The 20,469-nt window shown below is 62.2% G+C and carries 25 protein-coding genes; 12 read left to right on the top strand and 13 right to left on the bottom strand.

Annotation, left to right across the window (positions count from 1 at the left end; genetic code table 11):
• Together QRN46_RS27345 and QRN46_RS27340 are read right to left on the bottom strand one after the other, a co-directional pair.
• A partial coding sequence (locus tag QRN46_RS27345; RefSeq protein ID WP_285358456.1) for a hypothetical protein occupies positions 1-307 on the bottom strand: 307 nt, incomplete at its 3' end.
• A gap of 126 nt (positions 308-433) precedes the next feature.
• Complete coding sequence (locus QRN46_RS27340) at positions 434-1,000, bottom strand: chorismate mutase (protein ID WP_285358454.1); 567 nt, start codon at positions 998-1,000, stop codon at positions 434-436.
• Positions 1,001-1,147: 147 nt separating this feature from the next.
• On the opposite strand from QRN46_RS27340, the gene QRN46_RS27335 reads away from it, so the two are divergent.
• Positions 1,148-2,503, top strand: a complete 1,356-nt coding sequence (locus QRN46_RS27335) for an MATE family efflux transporter (protein ID WP_285358452.1) — start codon at positions 1,148-1,150, stop codon at positions 2,501-2,503.
• 91 nt (positions 2,504-2,594) lie between these two features.
• The gene (locus QRN46_RS27330) at positions 2,595-3,152 is read left to right on the top strand and encodes a YceI family protein (protein WP_011334902.1); all 558 of its coding nucleotides are present in this window, start codon (positions 2,595-2,597) and stop codon (positions 3,150-3,152) included.
• Positions 3,153-3,158: 6 nt separating this feature from the next.
• Here the strand turns inward: QRN46_RS27330 and QRN46_RS27325 are convergent, their stop codons facing one another.
• Positions 3,159-3,386: a YXWGXW repeat-containing protein gene (locus QRN46_RS27325; protein ID WP_011334901.1), complete on the bottom strand. Its 228-nt coding sequence runs from the start codon at positions 3,384-3,386 to the stop codon at positions 3,159-3,161.
• A 183-nt stretch (positions 3,387-3,569) separates the two neighbouring features.
• On the opposite strand from QRN46_RS27325, the gene QRN46_RS27320 reads away from it, so the two are divergent.
• Positions 3,570-4,256, top strand: coding sequence for a GNAT family N-acetyltransferase (locus QRN46_RS27320; protein WP_011334900.1), 687 nt, complete (start codon positions 3,570-3,572; stop codon positions 4,254-4,256).
• 71 nt (positions 4,257-4,327) lie between these two features.
• On the opposite strand, the gene QRN46_RS27315 is transcribed toward QRN46_RS27320, so the two are convergent.
• A complete protein-coding gene (locus QRN46_RS27315; protein WP_011334899.1) occupies positions 4,328-4,768 on the bottom strand; it encodes a hotdog fold domain-containing protein in 441 nt (146 codons plus the stop codon).
• 156 nt (positions 4,769-4,924) lie between these two features.
• Here QRN46_RS27315 and QRN46_RS27310 point away from each other — a divergent pair, with 156 nt between their 5' ends.
• Complete coding sequence (locus tag QRN46_RS27310; protein ID WP_011334898.1) at positions 4,925-5,551, top strand: TetR/AcrR family transcriptional regulator; 627 nt, start codon at positions 4,925-4,927, stop codon at positions 5,549-5,551.
• Positions 5,552-5,744: 193 nt separating this feature from the next.
• Here QRN46_RS27310 and QRN46_RS27305 read toward each other — a convergent pair whose 3' ends face one another.
• Positions 5,745-6,377, bottom strand: a complete 633-nt coding sequence (locus QRN46_RS27305) for a TetR/AcrR family transcriptional regulator (protein ID WP_011334897.1) — start codon at positions 6,375-6,377, stop codon at positions 5,745-5,747.
• A 100-nt stretch (positions 6,378-6,477) separates the two neighbouring features.
• Between QRN46_RS27305 and QRN46_RS27300 the strand changes: the two genes are divergently transcribed.
• On the top strand, positions 6,478-7,062 hold the full coding sequence (locus QRN46_RS27300) for an NAD(P)H-dependent oxidoreductase (protein WP_011334896.1): 585 nt from the start codon (positions 6,478-6,480) through the stop codon (positions 7,060-7,062).
• A 3-nt stretch (positions 7,063-7,065) separates the two neighbouring features.
• Here QRN46_RS27300 and QRN46_RS27295 read toward each other — a convergent pair whose 3' ends face one another.
• The gene (locus QRN46_RS27295) at positions 7,066-8,184 is read right to left on the bottom strand and encodes a DmpA family aminopeptidase (protein ID WP_011334895.1); all 1,119 of its coding nucleotides are present in this window, start codon (positions 8,182-8,184) and stop codon (positions 7,066-7,068) included.
• A gap of 39 nt (positions 8,185-8,223) precedes the next feature.
• Positions 8,224-9,327 (bottom strand): polyamine ABC transporter substrate-binding protein, encoded by a 1,104-nt coding sequence (locus tag QRN46_RS27290; protein ID WP_011334894.1) that lies wholly within the window; start codon positions 9,325-9,327, stop codon positions 8,224-8,226.
• Positions 9,328-9,439: 112 nt separating this feature from the next.
• On the opposite strand from QRN46_RS27290, the gene QRN46_RS27285 reads away from it, so the two are divergent.
• A complete protein-coding gene (locus tag QRN46_RS27285; protein ID WP_011334893.1) occupies positions 9,440-10,213 on the top strand; it encodes a helix-turn-helix transcriptional regulator in 774 nt (257 codons plus the stop codon).
• A gap of 6 nt (positions 10,214-10,219) precedes the next feature.
• On the opposite strand, the gene QRN46_RS27280 is transcribed toward QRN46_RS27285, so the two are convergent.
• Positions 10,220-11,161, bottom strand: coding sequence for a class I SAM-dependent methyltransferase (locus QRN46_RS27280; protein ID WP_011334892.1), 942 nt, complete (start codon positions 11,159-11,161; stop codon positions 10,220-10,222).
• A gap of 188 nt (positions 11,162-11,349) precedes the next feature.
• On the opposite strand from QRN46_RS27280, the gene QRN46_RS27275 reads away from it, so the two are divergent.
• A complete protein-coding gene (locus QRN46_RS27275) occupies positions 11,350-11,763 on the top strand; it encodes a response regulator (RefSeq protein ID WP_011334891.1) in 414 nt (137 codons plus the stop codon).
• Positions 11,764-11,826: 63 nt separating this feature from the next.
• Complete coding sequence (locus QRN46_RS27270) at positions 11,827-12,495, top strand: HAD family hydrolase (RefSeq protein ID WP_011334890.1); 669 nt, start codon at positions 11,827-11,829, stop codon at positions 12,493-12,495.
• On the opposite strand, the gene QRN46_RS27265 is transcribed toward QRN46_RS27270, so the two are convergent.
• Positions 12,489-13,148, bottom strand: a complete 660-nt coding sequence (locus QRN46_RS27265) for a methyltransferase family protein (protein ID WP_041475345.1) — start codon at positions 13,146-13,148, stop codon at positions 12,489-12,491. The two genes, QRN46_RS27270 and QRN46_RS27265, sit on opposite strands and share 7 nt — an antisense overlap.
• Positions 13,149-13,280: 132 nt before the next feature.
• Between QRN46_RS27265 and QRN46_RS27260 the strand changes: the two genes are divergently transcribed.
• On the top strand, positions 13,281-14,198 hold the full coding sequence (locus tag QRN46_RS27260) for a pyridoxal-phosphate dependent enzyme (RefSeq protein WP_011334888.1): 918 nt from the start codon (positions 13,281-13,283) through the stop codon (positions 14,196-14,198).
• A 292-nt stretch (positions 14,199-14,490) separates the two neighbouring features.
• Here the strand turns inward: QRN46_RS27260 and QRN46_RS27255 are convergent, their stop codons facing one another.
• Together QRN46_RS27255 and QRN46_RS27250 are read right to left on the bottom strand one after the other, a co-directional pair.
• Positions 14,491-14,862 carry an endonuclease domain-containing protein gene (locus QRN46_RS27255; protein ID WP_011334887.1) on the bottom strand — a complete coding sequence of 124 codons (372 nt, stop codon included), beginning with the start codon at positions 14,860-14,862 and terminating at the stop codon, positions 14,491-14,493.
• A 193-nt stretch (positions 14,863-15,055) separates the two neighbouring features.
• Positions 15,056-15,952 carry a LysR substrate-binding domain-containing protein gene (locus QRN46_RS27250; RefSeq protein WP_011334886.1) on the bottom strand — a complete coding sequence of 299 codons (897 nt, stop codon included), beginning with the start codon at positions 15,950-15,952 and terminating at the stop codon, positions 15,056-15,058.
• A 112-nt stretch (positions 15,953-16,064) separates the two neighbouring features.
• Between QRN46_RS27250 and QRN46_RS27245 the strand changes: the two genes are divergently transcribed.
• Genes QRN46_RS27245 through QRN46_RS27235 form a run of 3 tightly spaced genes read left to right on the top strand, consistent with a single transcriptional unit; the run spans position 16,065 to position 18,317 of the window.
• On the top strand, positions 16,065-17,087 hold the full coding sequence (locus QRN46_RS27245; protein WP_285358443.1) for an aldo/keto reductase: 1,023 nt from the start codon (positions 16,065-16,067) through the stop codon (positions 17,085-17,087).
• Complete coding sequence (locus tag QRN46_RS27240; protein ID WP_007952959.1) at positions 17,084-17,881, top strand: SDR family NAD(P)-dependent oxidoreductase; 798 nt, start codon at positions 17,084-17,086, stop codon at positions 17,879-17,881. The genes QRN46_RS27245 and QRN46_RS27240 overlap by 4 nt, the downstream gene beginning before the upstream one ends.
• A 25-nt stretch (positions 17,882-17,906) precedes the next feature.
• The gene (locus QRN46_RS27235) at positions 17,907-18,317 is read left to right on the top strand and encodes an SRPBCC family protein (protein WP_085648314.1); all 411 of its coding nucleotides are present in this window, start codon (positions 17,907-17,909) and stop codon (positions 18,315-18,317) included.
• A gap of 42 nt (positions 18,318-18,359) precedes the next feature.
• Here QRN46_RS27235 and QRN46_RS27230 read toward each other — a convergent pair whose 3' ends face one another.
• Both QRN46_RS27230 and QRN46_RS27225 read right to left on the bottom strand, forming a co-directional pair.
• Positions 18,360-19,754 carry a sensor histidine kinase gene (locus QRN46_RS27230; protein WP_285358437.1) on the bottom strand — a complete coding sequence of 465 codons (1,395 nt, stop codon included), beginning with the start codon at positions 19,752-19,754 and terminating at the stop codon, positions 18,360-18,362.
• The gene (locus tag QRN46_RS27225) at positions 19,732-20,415 is read right to left on the bottom strand and encodes a response regulator transcription factor (protein WP_007952956.1); all 684 of its coding nucleotides are present in this window, start codon (positions 20,413-20,415) and stop codon (positions 19,732-19,734) included. Before QRN46_RS27225 ends, QRN46_RS27230 begins: the two co-directional genes overlap by 23 nt.
• Positions 20,416-20,469: the final 54 nt, after the last annotated feature.

Here is a 20,469-nt window from a genome sequence, read left to right as displayed (position 1 = left end):
CGATCAGACGATCAGCACCACCTTCAGCAACGCGGCGTTCGATCAGACGATCAGCACCACCTTCAGCAACGCGGCGTTCGATCAGACGATCAGCACCACCTTCAGCAACACGACGTTCGATCAGACGATCCGAACCACCTTCAGCAACGCGGCGTTCGATCAAACGATCCGAACCACCCTCAGCCAAGCGACTTTCAATCAACCGATCCGAACCGCCTTCGGCGATCATGGTGTGGGCGGGTTTGGCTGCAAAAGCGTTGACTGCAAGAACCGAGAAAGCGATGCCGAGAAGGATTTGGCGTTTCATGATCGTGTGCTCCAGGGGTGTTGTTTGTTGGGTATGGAGCCGATGTTACGCCGCGGATTTTTTATGAGAACTTCATTGAGCTGATGGTGACTATCGACGCCAGCAATGAATGCCAGAACCCTTGTCCTAGGGCGTCAGCGGCCGAATGCACAGCTCTCCGGTGGCGCGCGTCAGGGCCAGATCATGCAGCGCATCGCGGGTCTGGCCGCTGCGCGCCTTGGCCAGCCAGGCCGGGCAGTTCGGGTCGTGACGATAGGGCGTGAAGTCGGCGTATTGCTGCAGCAGACGGGTTTGCAACTCGTCCAGACGCGGGCGAATCTGCTTGCCCAAGTCCGGGCGCGGCGTGTCTGGCGCGGCACCGGCTGCCTGCCACTGTGCGAGCAAACCGTACTGCACCAGTTTGTTGGCCTCCATCTGTGCGGCGATCAACTGCGCGACGTCTTCCGGATCGAGCTTGCGTTCGGCGGCCAGCTTGCGGGCGTTGTCGATCACCTGTGCCTCACGGGGGCTGTCCTGGATCGGTTTGCCGCTGTCCCATTTGGTCAGGGCGACGAGGTCGCCGATGTTCAGGCGTTCGTTCAATGTGTTCACCAATCCTTGCACCACCTCGGGCGAGGGGGCGGGAGCGGCGTGGGCAGTCGTCGCCAGAACAGTCAATAAGGTGCAGCTCAGAAGAAACGAGGAATGGCGCATGGGAGGGGTTCACTTCCTGTCGTGATGGGGAGGCTATGCACATTGGTCGAGGTGCAGATTACGAAGTTTTAATGCAAACCGGTACGACCTGAACGGCATCGCATACCTTAGACTCTGTCATCAGCTCCCACCCGAGACGGATCCTCAATGCAAACCCCCGCTCAATCCCCCCTCTGGAAAACCTACCTGCTGTTCCTCGCCCCGATGGTGCTGTCGAACTTCCTGCAATCGATGTCGGGCACAATCAACAGCATCTACATCGGGCAGATGCTCGGCACGCAGGCGCTGGCGGCGGTGTCGGGGATGTTTCCGATCATCTTTTTCTTTATCGCGCTGGTCATCGGCCTGGGCGCCGGGGCAGGGGTGTTGATCGGTCAGGCGTGGGGCGCGCGTGAGTCGCACATGGTCAAGGCGATTGCCGGGGCGACTTTGTTGCTGGGGGTATTGATCGGGCTGGTGGCGGCGGTGCTGGGCAGTGTGTTTGCGCGTCAGGCCTTGCAGGGTTTGGGCACGCCGGCGGATGTGCTGGATGATGCGGTGGCCTATGCGCGGGTGATGATGTGGACCTTGCCGGTTGTGTTGGTGTACGTGCTGTTCACCCAGTTGTTGCGTGGGGTGAGCGATACGCTGTCGCCGATGCTGGCGCTGCTGCTGTCGACCGTTGTCGGGCTGGCGCTGACACCGGCGTTCATTCGCGGCTGGATCGGCTTGCCGCAACTGGGCATTCAGAGCGCGGCAATTGCGGGTCTGGTCGGTACGTTGACATCGATGGCGTGGCTGTCATGGCGCCTGATCCGCAAGGGCCATCCGCTGGCGCCGGATCGCGAGTTTTTCGCGGCGCTGCGACTGGACGGCGCGATTCTCGGCAAGGTGTTGCGCATCGGCCTGCCGACCGGGGTGCAGATGATTGTGCTGTCGCTGTCGGAGCTGGTGATTCTGGCGCTGGTCAACCAGCACGGCTCGCAGGCGACGGCGGCCTATGGCGCGGTGACGCAGATCGTCAACTACGTGCAGTTTCCGGCGCTGTCGATTGCGATCACCGCGTCGATCCTCGGCGCCCAGGCGATCGGTGCCGGGCGGCTGGAGCGAATGGGTCCGATTCTGCGCACTGGATTGTGGATCAACGTGTGCCTGACCGGTGGTTTGATCCTGGCGGGCTACCTGTTGTCGCACTGGTTGCTGGGGCTGTTCCTGACCGAAGACTCGACCCGGGCGATGGCCGAGCATCTGCTGCACATCATGCTGTGGAGCCTGTTGATCTTCGGTTTCCAGGCGATCATCGGCGGCATCATGCGCGCCAGCGGCACGGTGCTGGTGCCGGTGGGCGTGGCGATCATCTGCGTGCTCGGCGTGCAGTTGCCGGCGGCCTACTGGCTGGACGGGCAGTTCGGTCTGCAGGGTGTGTGGATGGCGTTTCCGATCGCGTATCTGGGGATGCTGGTTTTGCAGACGCTGTATTACACACGGGTCTGGAAGCATCAGAAGATTGAGCGGTTGGTGTGACGGACTGATCCGGTTGGGCGTTGGCGGAACTGGCACAAGTGCCGGATGTTTGCTTAAGTCATTCGAGACCCATCGGGCGCCGGAGCATTGCATGTCGATTCGATTGTTGTTGGCGGCCGCGTCTTGCCTGACCTTCATCCCTGCTGCGAGTGCGGTGGAGTACACCCGGGTCAACACCACCGCCAGCCAGATCAGTTTCACTTACAGCCAGATGGGCTCGCGGATGTACGGCACGTTCGGCAAGTTCGACGCGACGCTGGATTTCGACAGCGATAACCTCGCCAACGCCCGCACCACGCTGCACATCGACCTGACCAGCATCGACGCCGGCAGTGAAGATGCCAATACCGAGCTGGTGAAACCGGCGTGGTTCGACACCGATAAATTCCCGGTGGCGGTGTTCGAATCGACCCGCTTCAGCCCGGTCGGCGCCGACCGTTATCTGGTCGACGGCCACCTGACCCTCAAAGGCATCACCCGTGAGGTGCAGGTGCCGGTGCAACTCAAACCCGACAGCAGCATTGGCATCTTCGACGGCGAACTGGTGCTCAAGCGCGACCAGTTCGGCCTCGGCGCGGGGGAGTGGGCGGACACCGTGGTGTCGAAGGATATCGACATCAAGTTCAAGGTCGTTGCCCCTGCGCAGTGACCGGCCTCAATACGTCCGCCAATGTCCCGGCATCCAGCGCCATTGGTTGCCGGCCCAGCGGTAATGCCCGGCAACCCAGTGATAACCCGGCGCAGGCATGACCGGAACCACTTCGACGATCGGTGGTGGCCGATGCGGGCGAACCGGTTCGACGACACAGCCCGACAGGGTGATCGCCACCAGCGCGGCAGCGAGCAAGCATTTCATGGTTTTCGCGCAACGCAGAACGTTCATGGCAACTCCTCAAGGCCTGCGTCGGAAAATGAACGCAGCTGAAAAATTGGACGCCAAATCGGCGAAAGATCCGTTCTCGGGCAGATGAAATTTTTGTCAGGCTTGCACAGGGTATGATGTCGCGGTTCGCCGGTCACTCAACCCGCCCGGCAACTTGTGTTTTACCGTTGGAGTTCGCCCGCCATGCCCCGCATCACCCATTACAAGTCGCCTTGCCCCGAAGGCGTCAACAGTCAGATCCTGCAAATGGTGGTCGACTATCTCACCGACATCAGTGCCGTCGGGCTGGGCCCGAGCAATCTGCTGTACAACGTCTACCAGTACGCGGTGGGCTACGAGGTGCATCTGTATCTGGAGGCGTTGAACGGCGAGAAGGGCACCGAGGTGGAACTGCTGGTGGCCACCGACGACGATGATCCGGAGCAGGTGGTCGGCTTCCTGTTGTACCTGCCGGTGCAGGGCGATTGGGAGGCGTGCAACGTGGCCTACCTGGCGGTGCGCGAGGGGCATCGGCGTCAGGGCGTGGCCCGTTCGTTGATCGCGGACATGGTGGCGCGTTACCCCCATGCCGAGCTGACCTGCAGCGTCGGCAAGGTGCCGTATTTCGAGGCGCTGGGTTTCGAGGTGCTGGGCCAGCTCGAAACGCAGGTGCTGATGAGCACCCGGCATTACCGCAGCAACGGGCTGCGCGGTTTCATCGACACCACACCGATCTACCGTTCGCTGGAAGTGCAGCAGATCCACACCTACCTGCTGCAAAAACACGGCAAGCGCGCCATGCTCGATGCCGAAAAACAGCGCGACCGGCATCTGGATCAGGTCACCCGCCGCACTGAAGAATTTGTCCGCCAGCGCCTGACCGTTCACTGATTCTTTCTCTTTGAAACGACAAAAGCCCTTGTTGCGATCTGCGCAGCAAGGGCTTTTTTGTGCCGGTGATATCAGGACAGTTTCACGTTCATGGTGATCCGCGCCGTGAACACTTTCTTGCCTTCGGCGTCGTGGACATCCACCGGCACGATCTTGTCGCCTTCGGTCTGCCAGTCCAGCCCTTCACCATTGGCCACGGCGGTCACGTCGGTCTTGGCCTTGGCCAGGTATTCGACGGTCATGCCCTTGGGAATCCAGCGTGCGCCGGCGGGAATCGACACGTCGGTCATCATCCCGGCTGCCAGTTCGGCGGCATTGCACAGGGCGATGGCATGCACGGTGCCGAGATGGTTGGTGATCTCGCGGCGAAACGGCACCTGCACCTGCGCCGAACCTGCCCGCAACTCGGTCACCAGCGGGTTGATGGTGCTGAAGTACGGCGCGACCTGGCAGGCCATCTGGCTGAACGCCTGGGAACCGACACTGTTGAACATGCTGAGAAACTGACTCATGGGTGAAGCCTCGCGGTTAGGGTATTTACAGAATCATATTCCGTTACAGAATATTGTTCTGTAACGGAACGGTATTCTGTTCGCGGGAAATCTGTCAACCTGTGCGTGTTTCGATCACCGGCACGGACGTGCCCTTTACCCGGATTTTCAAGGCCCATGGACACCGCAGATCTACTCGAACGCAGCTACCCCGGCCGCCGCGCCGAACTCAAGCGCGACATCTTTCGCAAAGCCCTGCGCCTGTTCAACGAGCAGGGCATCGAGGCCACCACCATTGAAATGATCCGCGCCGAGTGCGACACCAGCGTCGGGGCGATCTACCACCATTTCGGCAACAAGGAAGGGCTGGTCGCTGCACTGTTTTTCACCGCGCTGGAGGATCAGGCGCGCCTGCGCGACGCCTATCTGGCCGAAGCGACGAGCACCGAAGAGGGCGTTCAGGCGCTGGTCTACAGCTATGTGGATTGGGTCGAGAACCAGCCGGAGTGGGCGCGGTTCCAGTATCACGCGCGCTATGCGGTGACCCGTGGCCCGCACAAGGAGGAGCTGGCCGAGCGCAACAAGACCCGCAATCTGGGCTTGCGCACCTGGCTGGCCGAGTCCGGACGCGTGGCTGAACTTAATGAGTACCCGGCGGAACTGCTGCCGTCGCTGATCGTCGGGCAGGCCGACAGCTATTGCCGCGCGTGGCTGTCCGGGCGAGTGCAAGGCAGTCCGAAGGCGTATCGCGAATTGCTGGCCCAAGCCACGTGGCGCTCAATCCGTCGCGAACCCGAACGCTGATTTTCAGAGACAAAAAAAGAGCCTCAAGACTCTTTGATGGGGAGGAAGTAGAGCCCGCGAGGCTCAAGATGCGCATGAAGCCAGGTGTGGGCTTGATTGGGGTTCAGAGCACCCGCACCTACGCAACGGCTTGGCGGACCAAGCGACTGCGTAGTTCCATCGTAGGAAGGTGGGGGGATGGGCTCAAGTACCGTCAGTCACCTGCTTTGAGGGCGCGGGCAGCGGCTCTTTCGACCATCGCAATGATGGTTGCCAACAGCTCGTCACGGGCCTGTTCGGCGCTGATTTCGTCGGTGGCCGCCGCTTGCGACAGGGCTTCAGCGGCGCCGAGCATGGCGCGTAATCCTGCCTGACCGATCTCTGCGCCGTCCGCGAATGGCGAGAGCACGCTGCGGCACTTCTCCAGGAAAATCGCCTCGTATTCGCGTTTGATCCTCTCCAGTTCCGGCGTACTCGCCAGGGCGGCAATCACTCCCGGAATCTCGTTGCCCTGGGTCATCACGCAATCGACATACGCCGTGGCAATCACCGTCGCAGTGCCGCTCAGGGTTGCTTCGGCATCAGCCAGTGCGGCGTCCATCAGCGCCGTCTGGCGCCGGTCGAAATCCTGATACAGCGCCGCGAGCAGACCGGCGCGAGTGGTGAAGTGGTCGTAGACCACCGGTTTGGTCACACCGGCCTTTTCCGCCAGATAGCCGAGGGTCAGGGCATCGGTGCCTTCTTCGCGAATCAGCTGCCAGGCCACGTCGAGCAACTGGCGCTGGCGGTCTTCCCGGGACAGGCGGCGACGAGGTTGTGCGGGTTCCGGAGTTTCAGTGGTTGACATTGCTTATATACCAAACGTAACTTACTGAAAGTAACTTACTAAGCGTAGCTTATCGAAAGGATAAGCCCTTGGTCAGCAATCACCAACCGGAGATTTCCCCATGCACGCATTGATTGTTGTTGATCACGATGATCCACGTTCGCTGACCCACGCGTTGGCGCAGCAGATTGCCAACGGCCTGTCGGCAAGCGATCCCTCCAACACCTTCGAAATCGCCGACCTGCACGCCGAAGAATTCGACCCACGCTTTGGTGTGGCCGACTGGGCGGTGCATCACCGCGAATCCGCGCCACCGGCGGACGTGCTGGCCGAGCAGGCACGCATCGACCGCGCCGATGCGCTGGTGCTGGTCTATCCGGTGTTCTGGTGGTCGATGCCGGCGCTGCTCAAAGGCTGGATCGACCGGGTGTTCAGCAATGGCTGGGCGTACGATTTCGACGGCGATAAGACCCTGAAGAAGCTCGGACGACTTCGCGTGCACCTGGTTGCACTCGGCGGAGCGGATGCGCGCACTTACGAACGCCACGGCTACGGCGCAGCGATGAAGGCACAGATCGATCACGGCATTTTCGATTACTGCGGGGCGACGGTGACGAGCTCGGCGTTGTTGCTGGAGTCCGAGTCGAGCGATCCGGCAATGCAGTTGCAGGCGGCCCGCGAACTCGGACTTGGGTTGTTCCGCTGAGTGTCAGCGAGCACCCGGCCACCCGGCTTTATCCAGGGCCGCGAGCAGGGTGGCGGCATCCAGCCCCGGCACCGAATGCCCGTTGCCTTCGGTGCTCTCGCTGGTCAGCAAGGCGTTGATGATCGCTTCTTCCACCGCCTCGGTCGCCGCCAGGAACAACTCGCTGATGTGATCGTTGTTGACCATCCGCAAACCGTCGCAGGTCGACGCGCCTTTGCCTTCATAGGCGGCGGGGGGGATATGGCCGTTACCGGTGGCGAAGGCGATGAAGATGTCGCCGCTGTGATCCTCATTGCCGCCACCGGTGCGCGCCAGACCGAGGCTCGCCCGTTGCGCCAGTCGCGTGCATTGATGCGGCAACAGCGGTGCATCGGTGGCGAGGGCCACGACGATCGAGCCCATGCCCGGATGCGGCAACGAAGCGCGAAGGAACGGCGAATCCACCTGTTCCATATATCGCCCGACCGGGTAGCCGTCGACCCGCAGTTCGCTGCGAATCCCGTGGTTGGCCTGGACGATGGCGCCCACTGTCCAGCCACCCTGAGCCTTGCTCAAGCGGCGTGATGCGGTGCCGATCCCACCTTTGAATTCATGGCAGATCATGCCGCTGCCACCACCCACCGCGCCTTCCTGCACCGGGCCGTCAACGGCATTGCTCATCGCTTCGGCCACATGTTTGGGCTTCACATGAAAGCCGTTGATGTCGTTGAGCAACCCATCGAAGGTTTCCAGCACCACCGGCATGTTCCAGTAGAGACGGCCGTCATCCGGTTGCTGCGCGCGATCCAGCTCGATCAAGGCATCACGCACCACGCCGAGGCTGTGAGTGTTGGTGAAGGCGATCGGGCTGGTCAGCAGGCCGGCTTCGCGAATCCACTCCAGCCCTGTGGCGTCACCGTTGCCGTTGAGGACGTGGACGCCGGCGAAACACGGTTGTGCGTTGGTCGAACCGGCGCGTGGTTCGATCAGGGTGACGCCGCTGCAGATGTCACGACCGCTGGCGCTGCGGCCGCGCACGTTGCTGTGGCCGACCCTTACGCCGGGTACGTCGGTGATGGCGTTGAGCGGGCCAGGCTGCAATTGACCGATGCGGATGTGGAGATCGCGGGCACGTGGTTTCATTGATGTTCTCTCTGTTGAAGGCAGTGATTTGAAGGGGTGTTACTGGCCGTTCTTGACCTTGCTCCACACCCGCGTGCGCACCCGTTCGGTGGCTTTGGGCAAGGGCTCGAGGGTGTACAACGTGGCCATCGCCGTGGCTGACGGGTACACCGCCGGGTTGTCGCGGGTGGTCTGGGCGACCAGCGCCGTCGCGGCTCGATTGCCGTTGGGGTAGGACAAGTGATCGCTGACCGGCGCAATCACATCGGGCCGCAGCAGGTAGTCGATGAACGCCAGGCCTTGGGCCGGATGCGGTGCGTCCTTGAGCAAGACCAGCGTGTCGAACCACACTGGCGCGCCTTCCTTGGGCAGGCTGTACCGGATCTTCACGCCGTTGCCGGCCTGCTCGGCGGTGGACTTGGCTTCGAGCATCGCGCCGGACCAGCCGACCGCCACGCAAATGTTGCCGTTGGACAGATCGCTGATGAATTTCGAGGAATTGAAGTAGGCAATGTGCGGGCGCAGTTTCAGCAGCAGTGCTTCGGCTTTCTGATAGTCCTCGGCGTTGGTGCTGTTGGGCGGCAGGCCGAGATAATGCAGCGCGACCGGGAGCATTTCCGACGGCGAATCGAGCATCGCCACGCCGCATTCGCCGAGTTTGGCCAGGTTCTCTTCCTTGAACACCAGATCCCAGGAATCCACCGGGGCCTTTTCGCCCAGCACGGCGCGCACCTTGTCGACGTTGTAGCCGATGCCGTTGGTGCCCCACAGGTAAGGCACGGCGTATTGGTTGCCGGGGTCGTTGTTGGCCAGCTTGCTCAGCAGATCGTTGTCGAGGTTCTTCCAGCCCGGCAGTTGGTCGCGGGGCAGCGGGGCGAGGGCGCCGGCCTTGATCAGGGTCGGCAGGCTGAAGTTGCTCGCCACCACCACGTCGTAGCCGCTGCGGCTGGTCATCAGTTTGCCTTCCAGCACTTCGGCGCTGTCGAAGGTGTCGTAGACCGGTTCGATACCGCTGTCACGCTTGAAGTCATGCAGGGTGTTAAGGCCGATGTAGTCGTACCAGTTATAGACATGCACGCTCGGCGCATCGGCCGCCTGCGCACTCAGCGCAGCGGACAAAACGCCCATCAGACCCAGGTTGATATACCCACGATGACCACGCATGATGCGGCACTCCTGGCCTGTTGGCAGGCCGGTGATGAACAGGAGTGGTCAGCCTATCGGGCGGGCCGCGCCGCACCCATTCCCATCATGGGTTACTCGAAAGGGGTAGTGCGTGGACGCGTTGCTGCAGGAATTGCCGGTGCATCAGAGCCTGTCGCGGGTGTTCGCTACGGTCGGACAGGACGGTTTCTGGCGGGCGTTGGTCGATACGCTGCGATTGCTGGTGCCGTTGGACAATGCGCTGGTGGCGGTGATGCAGACGGGGCGGCCGCCGCAATTGCTGATCGACTTCGACAGTCAGGGCCGCGCCGACGAGCAGGAAGAACTGGCCGGTTACTGTGCCGGCATGTACCTGCTTGATCCGTTCTACCAGGCCGCCGTCGCCGGGGTCGCCGACGGTTTGTACAGCCTCGCGTCCGTGGCTCCGGACCAGTTTCTGCACAGCGAGTACTACCAGAGTTACTTCCGTTCGGTGGTCGGCGCGGATGAGCTGCAATTTCTGGTCAACACCGATGGCGGCGTGCTCGGCTTGTCGATGGGCCGCTCGACGGCGTTCAGTTTGCAGGAGCAGGGGCGCCTGCTCTGTGTGCGGGACTGGGTGCTGTCAGCGATGCGTCGGCATGTGCAGTTGATGCCGCCGCAAGGCGCGGTGGTCGAGGCGCCGGTCGGCGATATTGCGGCGCTGCTCGACCGCTTCGACGCCCGTCTGACCGCGCGCGAGATCGATACGGCGCGTCTGATTCTTCAGGGCTTTTCCAGCAAGGCCATCGCCCAGCACATGAACATTTCGCCGGAGACCGTGAAGGTGCACCGGCGCAATCTCTACCACAAGCTCAACGTCACCGGGCATGGTGAGCTGTTTGCGTTGGTGCTGCGCCCGCGCTGACCGGAATCAGCCGATCTGCTTGAACAGTAGCGCCTTCAGACCGCTTTCCGGGTCGATATCCGGAAACTCCGGCGGATTTTCCAGCCGCTGCTCGAAGCGCAGGCTCGGTGCTTCCTGGGTCACGCCGTCGATCAGGAAGTCGGAGCCGAACGAAGGGTCGTTCATGCACGCCAGCACGCTGCCTTGGGCAGTCAGCAATTCCGGCAGACGACGCAGCACCCGCTGATAATCCTTGGTCAGCAGAAAACTGCCTTTCTGGAACGACGGCGGGTCGATGATCACCAGATCGTACGGGCCGCTGTTGATCACTTTGCCCCAGGACTTGAACAGGTCATGGCCAAGGAAACTCACCTTGCTCAGGTCATGCCCGTTCAACCGGTGATTGTCGCGGCCCCGGCTCAGCGCGGCGCGGGACATGTCGAGGTTGACCACATGGCTGGCGCCGCCCTCGATGGCCGCCACCGAAAAGCCGCAGGTGTAGGCGAACAGGTTCAGCACCCGTTTGCCCGCCGCCTGTTCGCGCACCCAGTTGCGGCCGTAGCGCATGTCGAGGAACAGCCCGGTGTTCTGCTTGCGGCCCAGATCCACCCGATATTTCAGCCCGCCCTCGACGATGGTCATTTCGTCGATCTCTTCACCCAATAGCCATTCGGCGGTGCTTTGCGGCAGGTAACGGTGCTGGATCAACAAAGTGTGGGCGCCGGACTGCTGCCATGGCTCCGAACCGGTGATTTCCAGCAGCAGGCGCTTGAGGTCGTCCAGCTGCGAAGCCTCGGGCTCCTTGAACAGCGACACCAGTACGACGCCTTGCAGCCAGTCCACGGTGACTTGCTCCAGCCCCAGCCAGCAACGCCCGCGCCCATGGAACAGGCGCCGGGTTTCGGCCGGTGCCGACGTCAGCGCGGTGAGCAGGTGGGCATGGAGAACGGCGAGGGCTTGAGGGTTCATCAATCGGGATCGGCCAGCAAAAGGGCGCGCATTTTAACCGCAATTTCGTACCGGCGACTGCCCATCAACCGAGTGTTATCGAAAAGACCTGTATCAAAAATGAATTTCTGTAGAAGGCGCTGCTCATACCAGATAAGCAGCGGGATCAAGCCGCTAAATCGTTCATGCAATTCAGGGAGTGCCAGTTCATGTGTCCAATTTCGACGTCGAGCGCGCACCTTCCTGGCGGATTGATTCTGGTAGTCGAGGACGATCCGTTGATTCTGGAGTTTCTGTGCGAAATTCTTCAGGAGGAAGGTTTCAAGGTCGAGCCGCAGACCAGCGCCGATGCGGCTTCGGTCTATCTGGAGGAGCATGCGCCGGAAGTGGCGCTGCTGCTCACCGACATCACCATGCCCGGCACGCTTAACGGCGCGGACCTGGCCAATCTGGTCGGCGAGCGCTGGCCGGACAAACCGGTGATGGTCATGTCCGGTTATGAAACACCGGAAACCTCGGGTGTGAAGCATCCGGTGGCGTTCATCAAGAAGCCCTGGGCCATCGGCCAGTTGCTCGATTGCGTGGACGGTGCGTTCAAATCCAAGGCGCCGCGTCTGCACTGAAGCATCCCGCAGGTGCTACATTGCCGGGCATCGTTGCCCGGCCCCTTGCGAGGAAGTGATCTTTTGTCTGCTCACGATGCTGTTTTCAACCGCGCGTTCGGCGCGTTCCTGTTCGACATGGACGGCACCGTCCTCAATTCCATCGCCGCCGCCGAGCGGATCTGGTCCGCCTGGGCCGTGCGCCACGGGGTGAACGTCGAAACGTTCCTGCCGACCATCCATGGCGTGCGCGCCATCGACACCATCACGCGTTTGAACCTGCCGGGCGTGGACGCCGAGGCGCAAGCGGCGTTCATCACCGAGGCGGAAATCGAAGACGTCGAAGGCATCGTCGAGATCCCCGGCGCGGCAGCGTTTCTCAAATCGTTGCCGGCGGATCGCTGGGCCATGGTGACCTCGGCGCCACGGGATCTGGCGTTGCGGCGGATGGGCGCGGCGGGGATTCCTGAACCGGCGGTGATGATCACCGCTGAAGATGTGACCGCTGGCAAACCGGATCCGGCCGGTTATCGTCTGGCGGCCAGACGCCTGGGGCTGGAGCCGGCGGATTGCCTGATTTTCGAAGACGCCACTGTCGGTATTCAGGCCGCTGAAGCCGCGGGTGCGCCGTTGATGATCATCACCACGACTCACCAGCATCCGCTCGAAACCGCCCACGCGACCATCGCCAGTTACCGCGACATTGCGCTGAGCATCGACAGCGACGGCCAGTTGCGTCTGCAACCTCAATAAACCCCGGGCAGCAATCGCCAGCTGCGGGCGCAATAAGCGTCGTATTCGGCGCCGAACTGCGTGCGCAGCAAGGCCTCTTCGGAGTGGATGCGGGCGATCAGCGGGATCAGTGTCAGCGCCGCCAGCAACAGGCCGACCACCGAGCGGAACGCCAGCGCCCAGCCTATCGCATTGATCACCAGCCCCAGATAACTGGGGTTGCGCAGATGCCGATAAATGCCCTCGGTCACCAGCCGGTGCCCCGGTTGAATCGCCACCAGCCCGCTGAATCGATGGCCCAGTACAAACACCGGCCACAAACGCAACCCGCCGCCGACGATAAACAGCAGCGCGCCCAGCCAACGGGTGCCCTCGCGGCCGATGGTCCAGAAACCGATGCGGTCGCAATAAGCCGGCAGAATGGCACTGACCAATCCAATGACCGCGAACGCCGGAATCACCCAGCGATTGGCCCGGTCCTCGCGTTCGCCGGTGCTCAGGTTCACTTCCGTGAACAACGACGCCACCACCATGGCCAGCGTGGCCAGGGCCACCACGACCAACGCCCCGTGAGAAAAGAACACCGCCACGCCACCGATGCCCCACATCGCCAGGCCCAGATAGGCGAGGGTGGCGAGCACGGCGACCACGGTCATTTGCGCAGACATTTTCATAGGCACCTCACAGTTGTTCCGTTCAGTGTAGATCCCGGCACGATCCCCGGCGTTTAGCCGCTGGCAGGGGCGTGGACTAAACTTCAGGCAGAGACGTTCCGATCATCCGATCCGCCGCTTCGGGAGTCCGCCATGTTGCACATCCGCACGCCGCTGATCCTCCATCCGACCCTGTCGACTGCGTCCCGGCGCATGTGGCTGAAGCTGGAAAACCTGCAACCCTGTGGCTCGTTCAAGCTGCGCGGGATGGGCTTGTTGTGCAGTCAGGCAGCGGCGCAGGGCAAGCGCAAGGTCGTATGCCCGTCCGGCGGCAATGCCGGGCTGGCCACGGCGGTGGCAGCGGTCAGCCTGGGTTTGCAAGCCTGCATCGTGGTGCCGCACACCACGCCTGAAGCGACCCGCGCGCGTATTCGCCGCACCGGCGCGGACGTCATCGTCCACGGCAAAGTCTGGGACGAGGCCAATCAGCGAGCGCGAGAACTGGCCAGCGCGGCGGACACCGAATACGTGCCGGCCTTCGATCACCCGGTGTTGTGGGAAGGGCACAGCTCGATGGTCGACGAAATCCTCGACGACTGCCCGCAGGTCGATACCGTGGTCACGTCGGTCGGCGGCGGTGGTTTGCTGGCGGGCATCCTCACCGGGCTGCTGCGCCATGACCGCCGAGACTGCCGCATCATCACCTGCGAAACCACAGGCGCCGCCTCGTTCGCTGCGGCCGTCCAGGCTGGCCATCCGGTGCGCCTGAGTCGGATCGACAGTGTCGCCACCTCCCTCGGCGCCGCCCAGGTGGCGGCTTGGCCGGTAGAGCATATCGGCGAGTTCGATCATGAGTGTCTGGTGCTGTCAGATGACGACGCGATCATGGGCGTGGTGCGTTATGCCAGTGATCTGCGGCAATTGGTGGAGCCTGCGTGCGGGGTTTCGCTGGCGGTGGCGTACCTCGATCATCCGGCGTTGGCGGGGGCGAATGATGTGGTGGTCATTGTTTGCGGCGGGGTGAGTATCAGTGCGCAACTGGTGGCGGGGTGGGCGCGGTTGGGATCTTGAATGCTCAGGAGTTCCGCGTAGACCGCTTGCCCTCACCCCAGCCCTCTCCCGGAGGGAGAGGGAGCCGACCGAGGTGTCTTGAGAGGTACATCGACCTGATGCACCGAGTCGATTATGGATTCCAAGCGTCGACCTGATGCACCGAGTCGATTATGGATTTCAAGCATCGATCTGAAACACAAGGTCGATTACGGATTCACCGCAGATTTTTCAGGTCGATGTATTCCGACAATATCCCCCAATCGGCTCCCTCTCCCTCCGGGAGAGGGCTGGGGTGAGGGCGCTTTTCGGATCAGGATTGCGCTCTCAAAACCTCCGCAACCCGCACAATCTGCTCCAGCACGTCACTCATCTGCTGAATCACCTCCAGATTGCTAAACCGCACCACCTCAATCCCCAGTCGCTGAAGATAAGCCGTACGCCGCCGGTCATGAATTTCTCCCGCCTCCTCAAAGTGCTGCCCCCCATCCAGCTCTACCGCCAGCTTCAATTCCACACAGTAGAAATCCAGCACGAATGGCGGAACCGGCACCTGCCGCCGAAATTTCAGCCCTGCCACCTGCCGCGCCCGCAGCTTCTGCCAGAGCAGTTGCTCACAATCGGTCTGGCTGGCGCGTAAGTGGCGGGCGAATCGGCGTTGGTCGAGGGTAGGGCGATTTTGCATGCTTCACGTCCTTGTGAAGTGGAATGGAAAATTCACTGTAGACCAGACCAACTCTCAGTGCCGGATCAACCTGGTTATGGATTCACACCAGATTTTTCAGGTCGATTTATCACGTCAATATCCCTCGATAGGTTCCCTCTCCCTACGGGCGGTCCGACGTTTCGAGAGGGCTGGGGTGAGGACCTGCGGATATTCAGGCGGCGGAGATATCGGACCCGGTCAACACTTTACGAAACGTCTCCACCAACGGCCGTAAATTGACTCGGTGCCAAGCCGCCCACAACGGCGTGGTAAACGCCAGCCACGGCACTTCCCGCAGCACCACGCCCGGCGGTGCGTTATGGCTCAGGCCTTTCTGGATCATCGCGATCCCCAGCCCCGAGGCCACCAGCCCCAACGCGGTAAACGGTTCCGTGGCCTGCATCCGCACATCCGGGGTGAAACCTGCGCGGATGCAGGCGCTGACGAACTCATCGTCGGCCCCTTGGCGCGGTTGCACGCCAATCCATTCCTGATCGGCCAGATCCGCCGGGGTCAGCAATGGCAATTGATTCAGCGGGTGATGTTCGGGCAGCGCCAGCAGCATCGGGTCGTCCAGCACCTGAAAGCCCAGCAGGTCAGGGTCGTCGATCGTCGGCGGTTCACTGACCAGCGCGATATCGAGGCTACGCTGACGCAGGCCTTCCAGTTGTTCGGCGGAACTCAGGTTGTACAGCGCGACATGCACGTTCGGCCGATCCACCCGCAGCACGCGCAAGGCGTTGGGCAAGACCCCGGCGTGCATCGCGTTCTCGATGTAGCCGATGCACAGGCCACCTTCTTCGCCACGGCCCAGGCGTTTGCCGAGGGATTCCAAGCGGTTGGCGTGGGTCAGCAGGGCGCGGGTTTCGGCGAGAAAGGTCTGGCCGTCGCGGGTCAGGCGGATGCGTTGCTGGCTGCGTTCGAACAGAGTCAGGCCCAGGCGCTCTTCGAGCTGGGCGATCTGCCGGCTCAGGGGCGACTGGGAAATGTGCAGGCGCTCGGCGGCGCGGCCGACGTGTTCTTCCTCGGCGACGGCGACGAAGTAGCGCAATTGGCGGATGTCGATCATGTCAGACCTTAAGGGACTCAAGTGCTGCTGATTATGTCTTGGACGGTCTGAGTGGCGCAATCTAGGATCTGCTCAACGGTCAACACCGACCACGAACTACGAGGACAGCATCATGAGCTTGAAAGACAAACTCCCCGGCCAACTCGGCTTCGGCACCGCGCCGCTGGGCAACATGTTCCGCGCCATTCCTGAAGAAGAAGCCCAAGCTACCGTGCACGCGGCGTGGGAGGCCGGCGTGCGTTACTTCGACACCGCGCCGTTCTACGGCTCGGGCCTGTCGGAAATCCGCCTCGGCGAAGCATTGTCCCGCTACAAGCGCGACGACTATGTACTCAGCACCAAGGTCGGCCGGGTGATTCTCGATGAAGTCGAAGACGCTGCTGCCCGGGATCTTGGCGAGAAGAGCGGGGTATTTGAACACGGCCGCCCGAACAAGATCGTCAACGACTACAGCGCCGACGCCACCCTGCGCTCGATCGAAGACAGCCTCAAGCGCCTGAAAACCGATCGCCTCGACATCGTCTGGGTCCACGACATCGCTCAGGATTTCTACGGCGATCAATGGCTGGAGTACTTCAATCAGGCCCGTACCGGCGCCTTCAAAGTCCTGACCCGTCTGCGTGAAGAAGGCGTGATCAAGGGCTGGGGCCTGGGCGTGAACAAGGTCGAGCCGTGCGAGTTGACGCTGGACCTGACCGGGGCGCAGCCTGACGGCTTCCTGTTGGCCGGCCGCTACACCTTGCTCGATCACGACCGCGCTCTGCAGCGCTTGATGGATTCGGCCCGGGCGCAGAACGTTGAAATCGTTGTCGGCGGTCCATACAGCTCTGGGATTCTGGCCGGCGGTGCGCACTTCGAATACCAGAAGGCCAGTCCTGAAGTCGTTGCCAGGGTTGAGCAGATCAAACGCATCGCCGCGGCTTACGGCGTCGATGTCAAAGCGGCTGCACTACAATTCTCGCTGGCCAATCCGGCCGTGGCGGCAGTGATTCCCGGCGCGAGCAAACCGGGGCGCATCGCTGAAGATGTGGCGGCGCTGTCAGCGGTCATTCCGGCCGGTTTCTGGCAGGCCATGCGTGGAGCGAAACTGGTGTCCGAACGTGCACCATTACCCATCGACGAGGTGAAAGCATGAAGATCGATCTGAGCGGAAAACTGGCGATTGTCAGCGGCAGCACGGCGGGCATCGGTTTGGGCATCAGCCAGTCGCTGGCCGAGGCGGGCGCCACGGTGGTGGTGATCGGTCGCGACGCGGCCAAGGTCGAACAGGCGCTGGCGAGCATTCGCGACAAGGTGCCGGGCGCGCAACTGCGCGGTCTGACGGCGGATCTGGGCACGGCCGAAGGCGCGCAGAAACTGTTCGCCGCCGAACCGAAAGCCGACATCCTGGTGAACAACCTCGGCATCTACAACGCGGTGGATTTCTTCGACGCGCCGGACGATGAGTGGACGCGCTTCTATGAAATCAACGTGATCTCCGGCGTGCGCCTGTCGCGGCATTACGTGCCGGCGATGGTCGAGCAGGGCTGGGGTCGGGTGATCTTCCTGTCTTCGGAATCCGGCGTGGCCACCCCGGCCGACATGATCAACTACGGCGTGACCAAAAGCGCCAACCTTGCGGTGTCCCATGGCCTGGCCAAACGCCTGGCGGGCACCGGGGTTACGGTCAACGCGATCCTGCCGGGGCCGACCTTCACCGACGGCGTCGAGGAAATGCTCAAGGATGCCGCCGCCGAGTCTGGCCGCAGCTTGCGTGACGAAGCCGACGCCTTTGTGCGCCGAGCCCGCCCGAGCTCGATCATCCAGCGCGTGGCGGATGTCGAAGAGGTCGCGCACCTGGTCACCTACATCGCTTCACCGCTGTCTTCGGCCACCACCGGCGCCGCCTTGCGGGTCGACGGCGGCGTGGTCGACAGCCTGACTATCTGAATTCATCGAGAGAGACTTTTTATTTATGGCAACAGCATCAGCAACGATCGACATTCCGGCTTCGGCCGATCAGGTCTGGCAATTGATTGGCGGCTTCAACACCTTGCCGGACTGGCTGCCGTTCATTCCCAACAGCGAACTGAGCGAAGGTGGGCGCGTGCGCACCCTGCAAACCGCTGACGGTGGCGTGGTGGTCGAGCGTCTGGAAACGTTCGATAACGCGGGCAAAACCTACAGCTATTCGATTCTGCAGGCACCGTTTCCGGCCACCGATTATCTGGCGACGATTCGGGTCGAAGCTCAAGGGCAGGGCGCGAAGGTGACGTGGTCGGGACGCTTCACGGCCAAGGGCGTGAGCGAGGAGGAAGTGGTGGCGCTGTTCAGCGGGATCTATCAGGGTGGGCTCGAGGCACTGCGCGCCAACTACCCCGCTTAAGTTGATCGCTGATCGTTCCCACGCGGCGTGGGAACGATCTCTTCAAGACTGTGAAATCAGACTCTGCCGACAATCCAGCACCAGCTTCGCCCCGCCCAGATCGCTGCGTCCCACCTCAAGACTGAACCCGTGCAGATTGACGATCGCCGCGACGATCGACAGTCCCAGTCCAAAACCATTCTGCAACTGCCCACCCTCGGCGCGGTAGAACCGCTGGAACACCGCCTCCCGTTCCGACTCGGGAATGCCCGGCCCGGAGTCATGCACCTCGATCCGCGTATGCCCCGCATCATTGACCCCGCGCAACACCACCGTGCCACCGGCCGGGGTGAACTTGATCGAGTTGCTCAACAGGTTCGCCAGCGCTTCAAACAGCAACGCTCGATCACCGTTCAGCATGGGCAGGGTTTCCGGCATGTTCAGTTCGAAGCGCAACTCGTCGTCTTCGGCCAGCGGCAGATAAAACTCGTGCAATTCCTGCAGCAACAACACCGGATCGAGCTCGACAAACCCCGAGCGGCGCTGACGATCTTCCAGTTCGGAAATCCTCAGCAACCCGCGAAACCGCGCCATCAGCGTATCGGCCTCGGCCAGCACCAGATCCAATTGCGCCGCTTCCGGCGAACCTTCGCCAGCCTGTTGCTGCATGCGATACAACTGCGCGCGCAATCGGGTCAGCGGGGTGCGCAGGTCATGGGCAATGTTGTCGCACACGCCTTTGACTTCATTCATCAAGCGCTCGATGCGATCGAGCATGGCGTTGACGATGGCGGCGAGCATGTCCAGCTCATCGCGGCGATTGGACAGCGGCAAACGGTGGGTCAGGTCCCCGGCGACAATCGACTGGGCGCTGGCCTGGATCGCCCGGATCCGCCGCAACGGCCGGCGACGCAGCAAATGCCAGCCGATGATGCCCGGCACAATCGTCAGCGATACGCCCCAGAGCAACGCATGCAGAATGATCCTGGTCACCGCGAACAGCGAACCGTTGTCACGCAACAACACCAGCCAGCGGCCATCTTGGGTCGGGGTGGCGACTGCGTCGCAGCTGTCGGCGGGCAGGGTCGGGTCGTCGGAGTCGGCGCATTCGCTGAGCATGTGGATCTTGCCGTCCAGCGGCAGGCCCTCGGGGATCTTCTGCAACGCGCCGCCGAGGTAGCGATGCTGGGCGTCAAACAGGCCGTAGGCGTCGATGCCGCGAATGTCGAAGGTCATGCTGGCGGCGAGGGCCTCTTCCAGTTGATCGCCGCGAAAATGCTTGAACAGGTGCTGACGTTGCATCAGCGAATGCTTGGCCAGGTTGTCGAGATAACCGGAAACCTCGAAGTACATGACCCCCATGAGGATCGCGCTCCAGGCCACGAACAACGAACTGTACAGCGCCAGCAAGCGGCTGCTGGAAGAGCGCCAACCGTCAGACGGGTTCGGCAATGACATAACCCGAGCCTCGCACCGTGCGGATCAGCGGGACATTGCCCGGCGGGTCGATCTTCTTGCGCAGACGGCCGATGTGCACGTCGATCAGGTTGGTGCCAGGGTCGAAGTGGTAGCCCCAGACTTCCTCGAAAATCATCATCCGCGACAGGATCTGACCGCTGTTGCGCATCAGGAATTCCAGCAACTTGTACTCGGTCGGCAGCAGCGTCAGCACTTGCTCGGCGCGACGGGCTTCGTGGCTGATCAGGTCGAGTTGCAGATCCGCCACCTGCAACGTGGTCGGCTGGGCGCCGTTGCTGTTCTGCCGACGCAGCAACACTTCGACCCGGGCGGCCATTTCATCGGTGGCGAACGGTTTGGTCAGGTAATCATCGCCGCCGGCGCGCAAGCCGCGCACGCGCTCGTCGACATCGGAGAGGGCGCTGATCATCAGGATCGGCGTGGCCACGCCCATGGTGCGCAGGGTGGTGACGATGGCCAGGCCATCGAGTTCCGGCAGCATGCGGTCGAGGGTGATCAGGTCGTAGTTGCCGCTGACGGCGCGGTCCAGGCCTTCACGGCCGTTGTCGACCCAGTCCACGTCGAGGCCGTGGCTGCTCAGTTCGGCGACAATTTCCCGGGCGGTCACGGCGTCGTCTTCGATGGTGAGGATGCGAGTCATGGTGGGCCTGCTGGTCTGTTCAAACGCAATGGCAGCATTTTGCCAAGATTTTGC

Origin of the sequence: Pseudomonas sp. lyk4-R2A-10 (genome assembly GCF_030209075.1) — a bacterium.
GTDB classification, from domain to species: domain Bacteria; phylum Pseudomonadota; class Gammaproteobacteria; order Pseudomonadales; family Pseudomonadaceae; genus Aquipseudomonas; species Aquipseudomonas glycinae.
The sequence above is the reverse complement of the archived record's forward strand: the minus strand, read 5'-3'. Positions and strand labels throughout refer to the sequence as shown.

Excerpts from the sequence above, each read along its gene's own strand:
- QRN46_RS27340 (WP_285358454.1), bottom strand. The coding sequence starts at position 1,000 with ATGCGCCATTCCTCGTTTCTTCTGAGCTGCACCTTATTGACTGTTCTG.
- QRN46_RS27335 (WP_285358452.1), top strand. The coding sequence starts at position 1,148 with ATGCAAACCCCCGCTCAATCCCCCCTCTGGAAAACCTACCTGCTGTTC.
- QRN46_RS27330 (WP_011334902.1), top strand. The coding sequence starts at position 2,595 with ATGTCGATTCGATTGTTGTTGGCGGCCGCGTCTTGCCTGACCTTCATC.
- QRN46_RS27325 (WP_011334901.1), bottom strand. The coding sequence starts at position 3,386 with ATGAACGTTCTGCGTTGCGCGAAAACCATGAAATGCTTGCTCGCTGCC.
- QRN46_RS27320 (WP_011334900.1), top strand. The coding sequence starts at position 3,570 with ATGCCCCGCATCACCCATTACAAGTCGCCTTGCCCCGAAGGCGTCAAC.
- QRN46_RS27315 (WP_011334899.1), bottom strand. The coding sequence starts at position 4,768 with ATGAGTCAGTTTCTCAGCATGTTCAACAGTGTCGGTTCCCAGGCGTTC.
- QRN46_RS27310 (WP_011334898.1), top strand. The coding sequence starts at position 4,925 with ATGGACACCGCAGATCTACTCGAACGCAGCTACCCCGGCCGCCGCGCC.
- QRN46_RS27305 (WP_011334897.1), bottom strand. The coding sequence starts at position 6,377 with ATGTCAACCACTGAAACTCCGGAACCCGCACAACCTCGTCGCCGCCTG.
- QRN46_RS27300 (WP_011334896.1), top strand. The coding sequence starts at position 6,478 with ATGCACGCATTGATTGTTGTTGATCACGATGATCCACGTTCGCTGACC.
- QRN46_RS27295 (WP_011334895.1), bottom strand. The coding sequence starts at position 8,184 with ATGAAACCACGTGCCCGCGATCTCCACATCCGCATCGGTCAATTGCAG.
- QRN46_RS27290 (WP_011334894.1), bottom strand. The coding sequence starts at position 9,327 with ATGCGTGGTCATCGTGGGTATATCAACCTGGGTCTGATGGGCGTTTTG.
- QRN46_RS27280 (WP_011334892.1), bottom strand. The coding sequence starts at position 11,161 with ATGAACCCTCAAGCCCTCGCCGTTCTCCATGCCCACCTGCTCACCGCG.
- QRN46_RS27275 (WP_011334891.1), top strand. The coding sequence starts at position 11,350 with ATGTGTCCAATTTCGACGTCGAGCGCGCACCTTCCTGGCGGATTGATT.
- QRN46_RS27265 (WP_041475345.1), bottom strand. The coding sequence starts at position 13,148 with ATGAAAATGTCTGCGCAAATGACCGTGGTCGCCGTGCTCGCCACCCTC.
- QRN46_RS27260 (WP_011334888.1), top strand. The coding sequence starts at position 13,281 with ATGTTGCACATCCGCACGCCGCTGATCCTCCATCCGACCCTGTCGACT.
- QRN46_RS27255 (WP_011334887.1), bottom strand. The coding sequence starts at position 14,862 with ATGCAAAATCGCCCTACCCTCGACCAACGCCGATTCGCCCGCCACTTA.
- QRN46_RS27250 (WP_011334886.1), bottom strand. The coding sequence starts at position 15,952 with ATGATCGACATCCGCCAATTGCGCTACTTCGTCGCCGTCGCCGAGGAA.
- QRN46_RS27245 (WP_285358443.1), top strand. The coding sequence starts at position 16,065 with ATGAGCTTGAAAGACAAACTCCCCGGCCAACTCGGCTTCGGCACCGCG.
- QRN46_RS27240 (WP_007952959.1), top strand. The coding sequence starts at position 17,084 with ATGAAGATCGATCTGAGCGGAAAACTGGCGATTGTCAGCGGCAGCACG.
- QRN46_RS27235 (WP_085648314.1), top strand. The coding sequence starts at position 17,907 with ATGGCAACAGCATCAGCAACGATCGACATTCCGGCTTCGGCCGATCAG.
- QRN46_RS27230 (WP_285358437.1), bottom strand. The coding sequence starts at position 19,754 with ATGTCATTGCCGAACCCGTCTGACGGTTGGCGCTCTTCCAGCAGCCGC.
- QRN46_RS27225 (WP_007952956.1), bottom strand. The coding sequence starts at position 20,415 with ATGACTCGCATCCTCACCATCGAAGACGACGCCGTGACCGCCCGGGAA.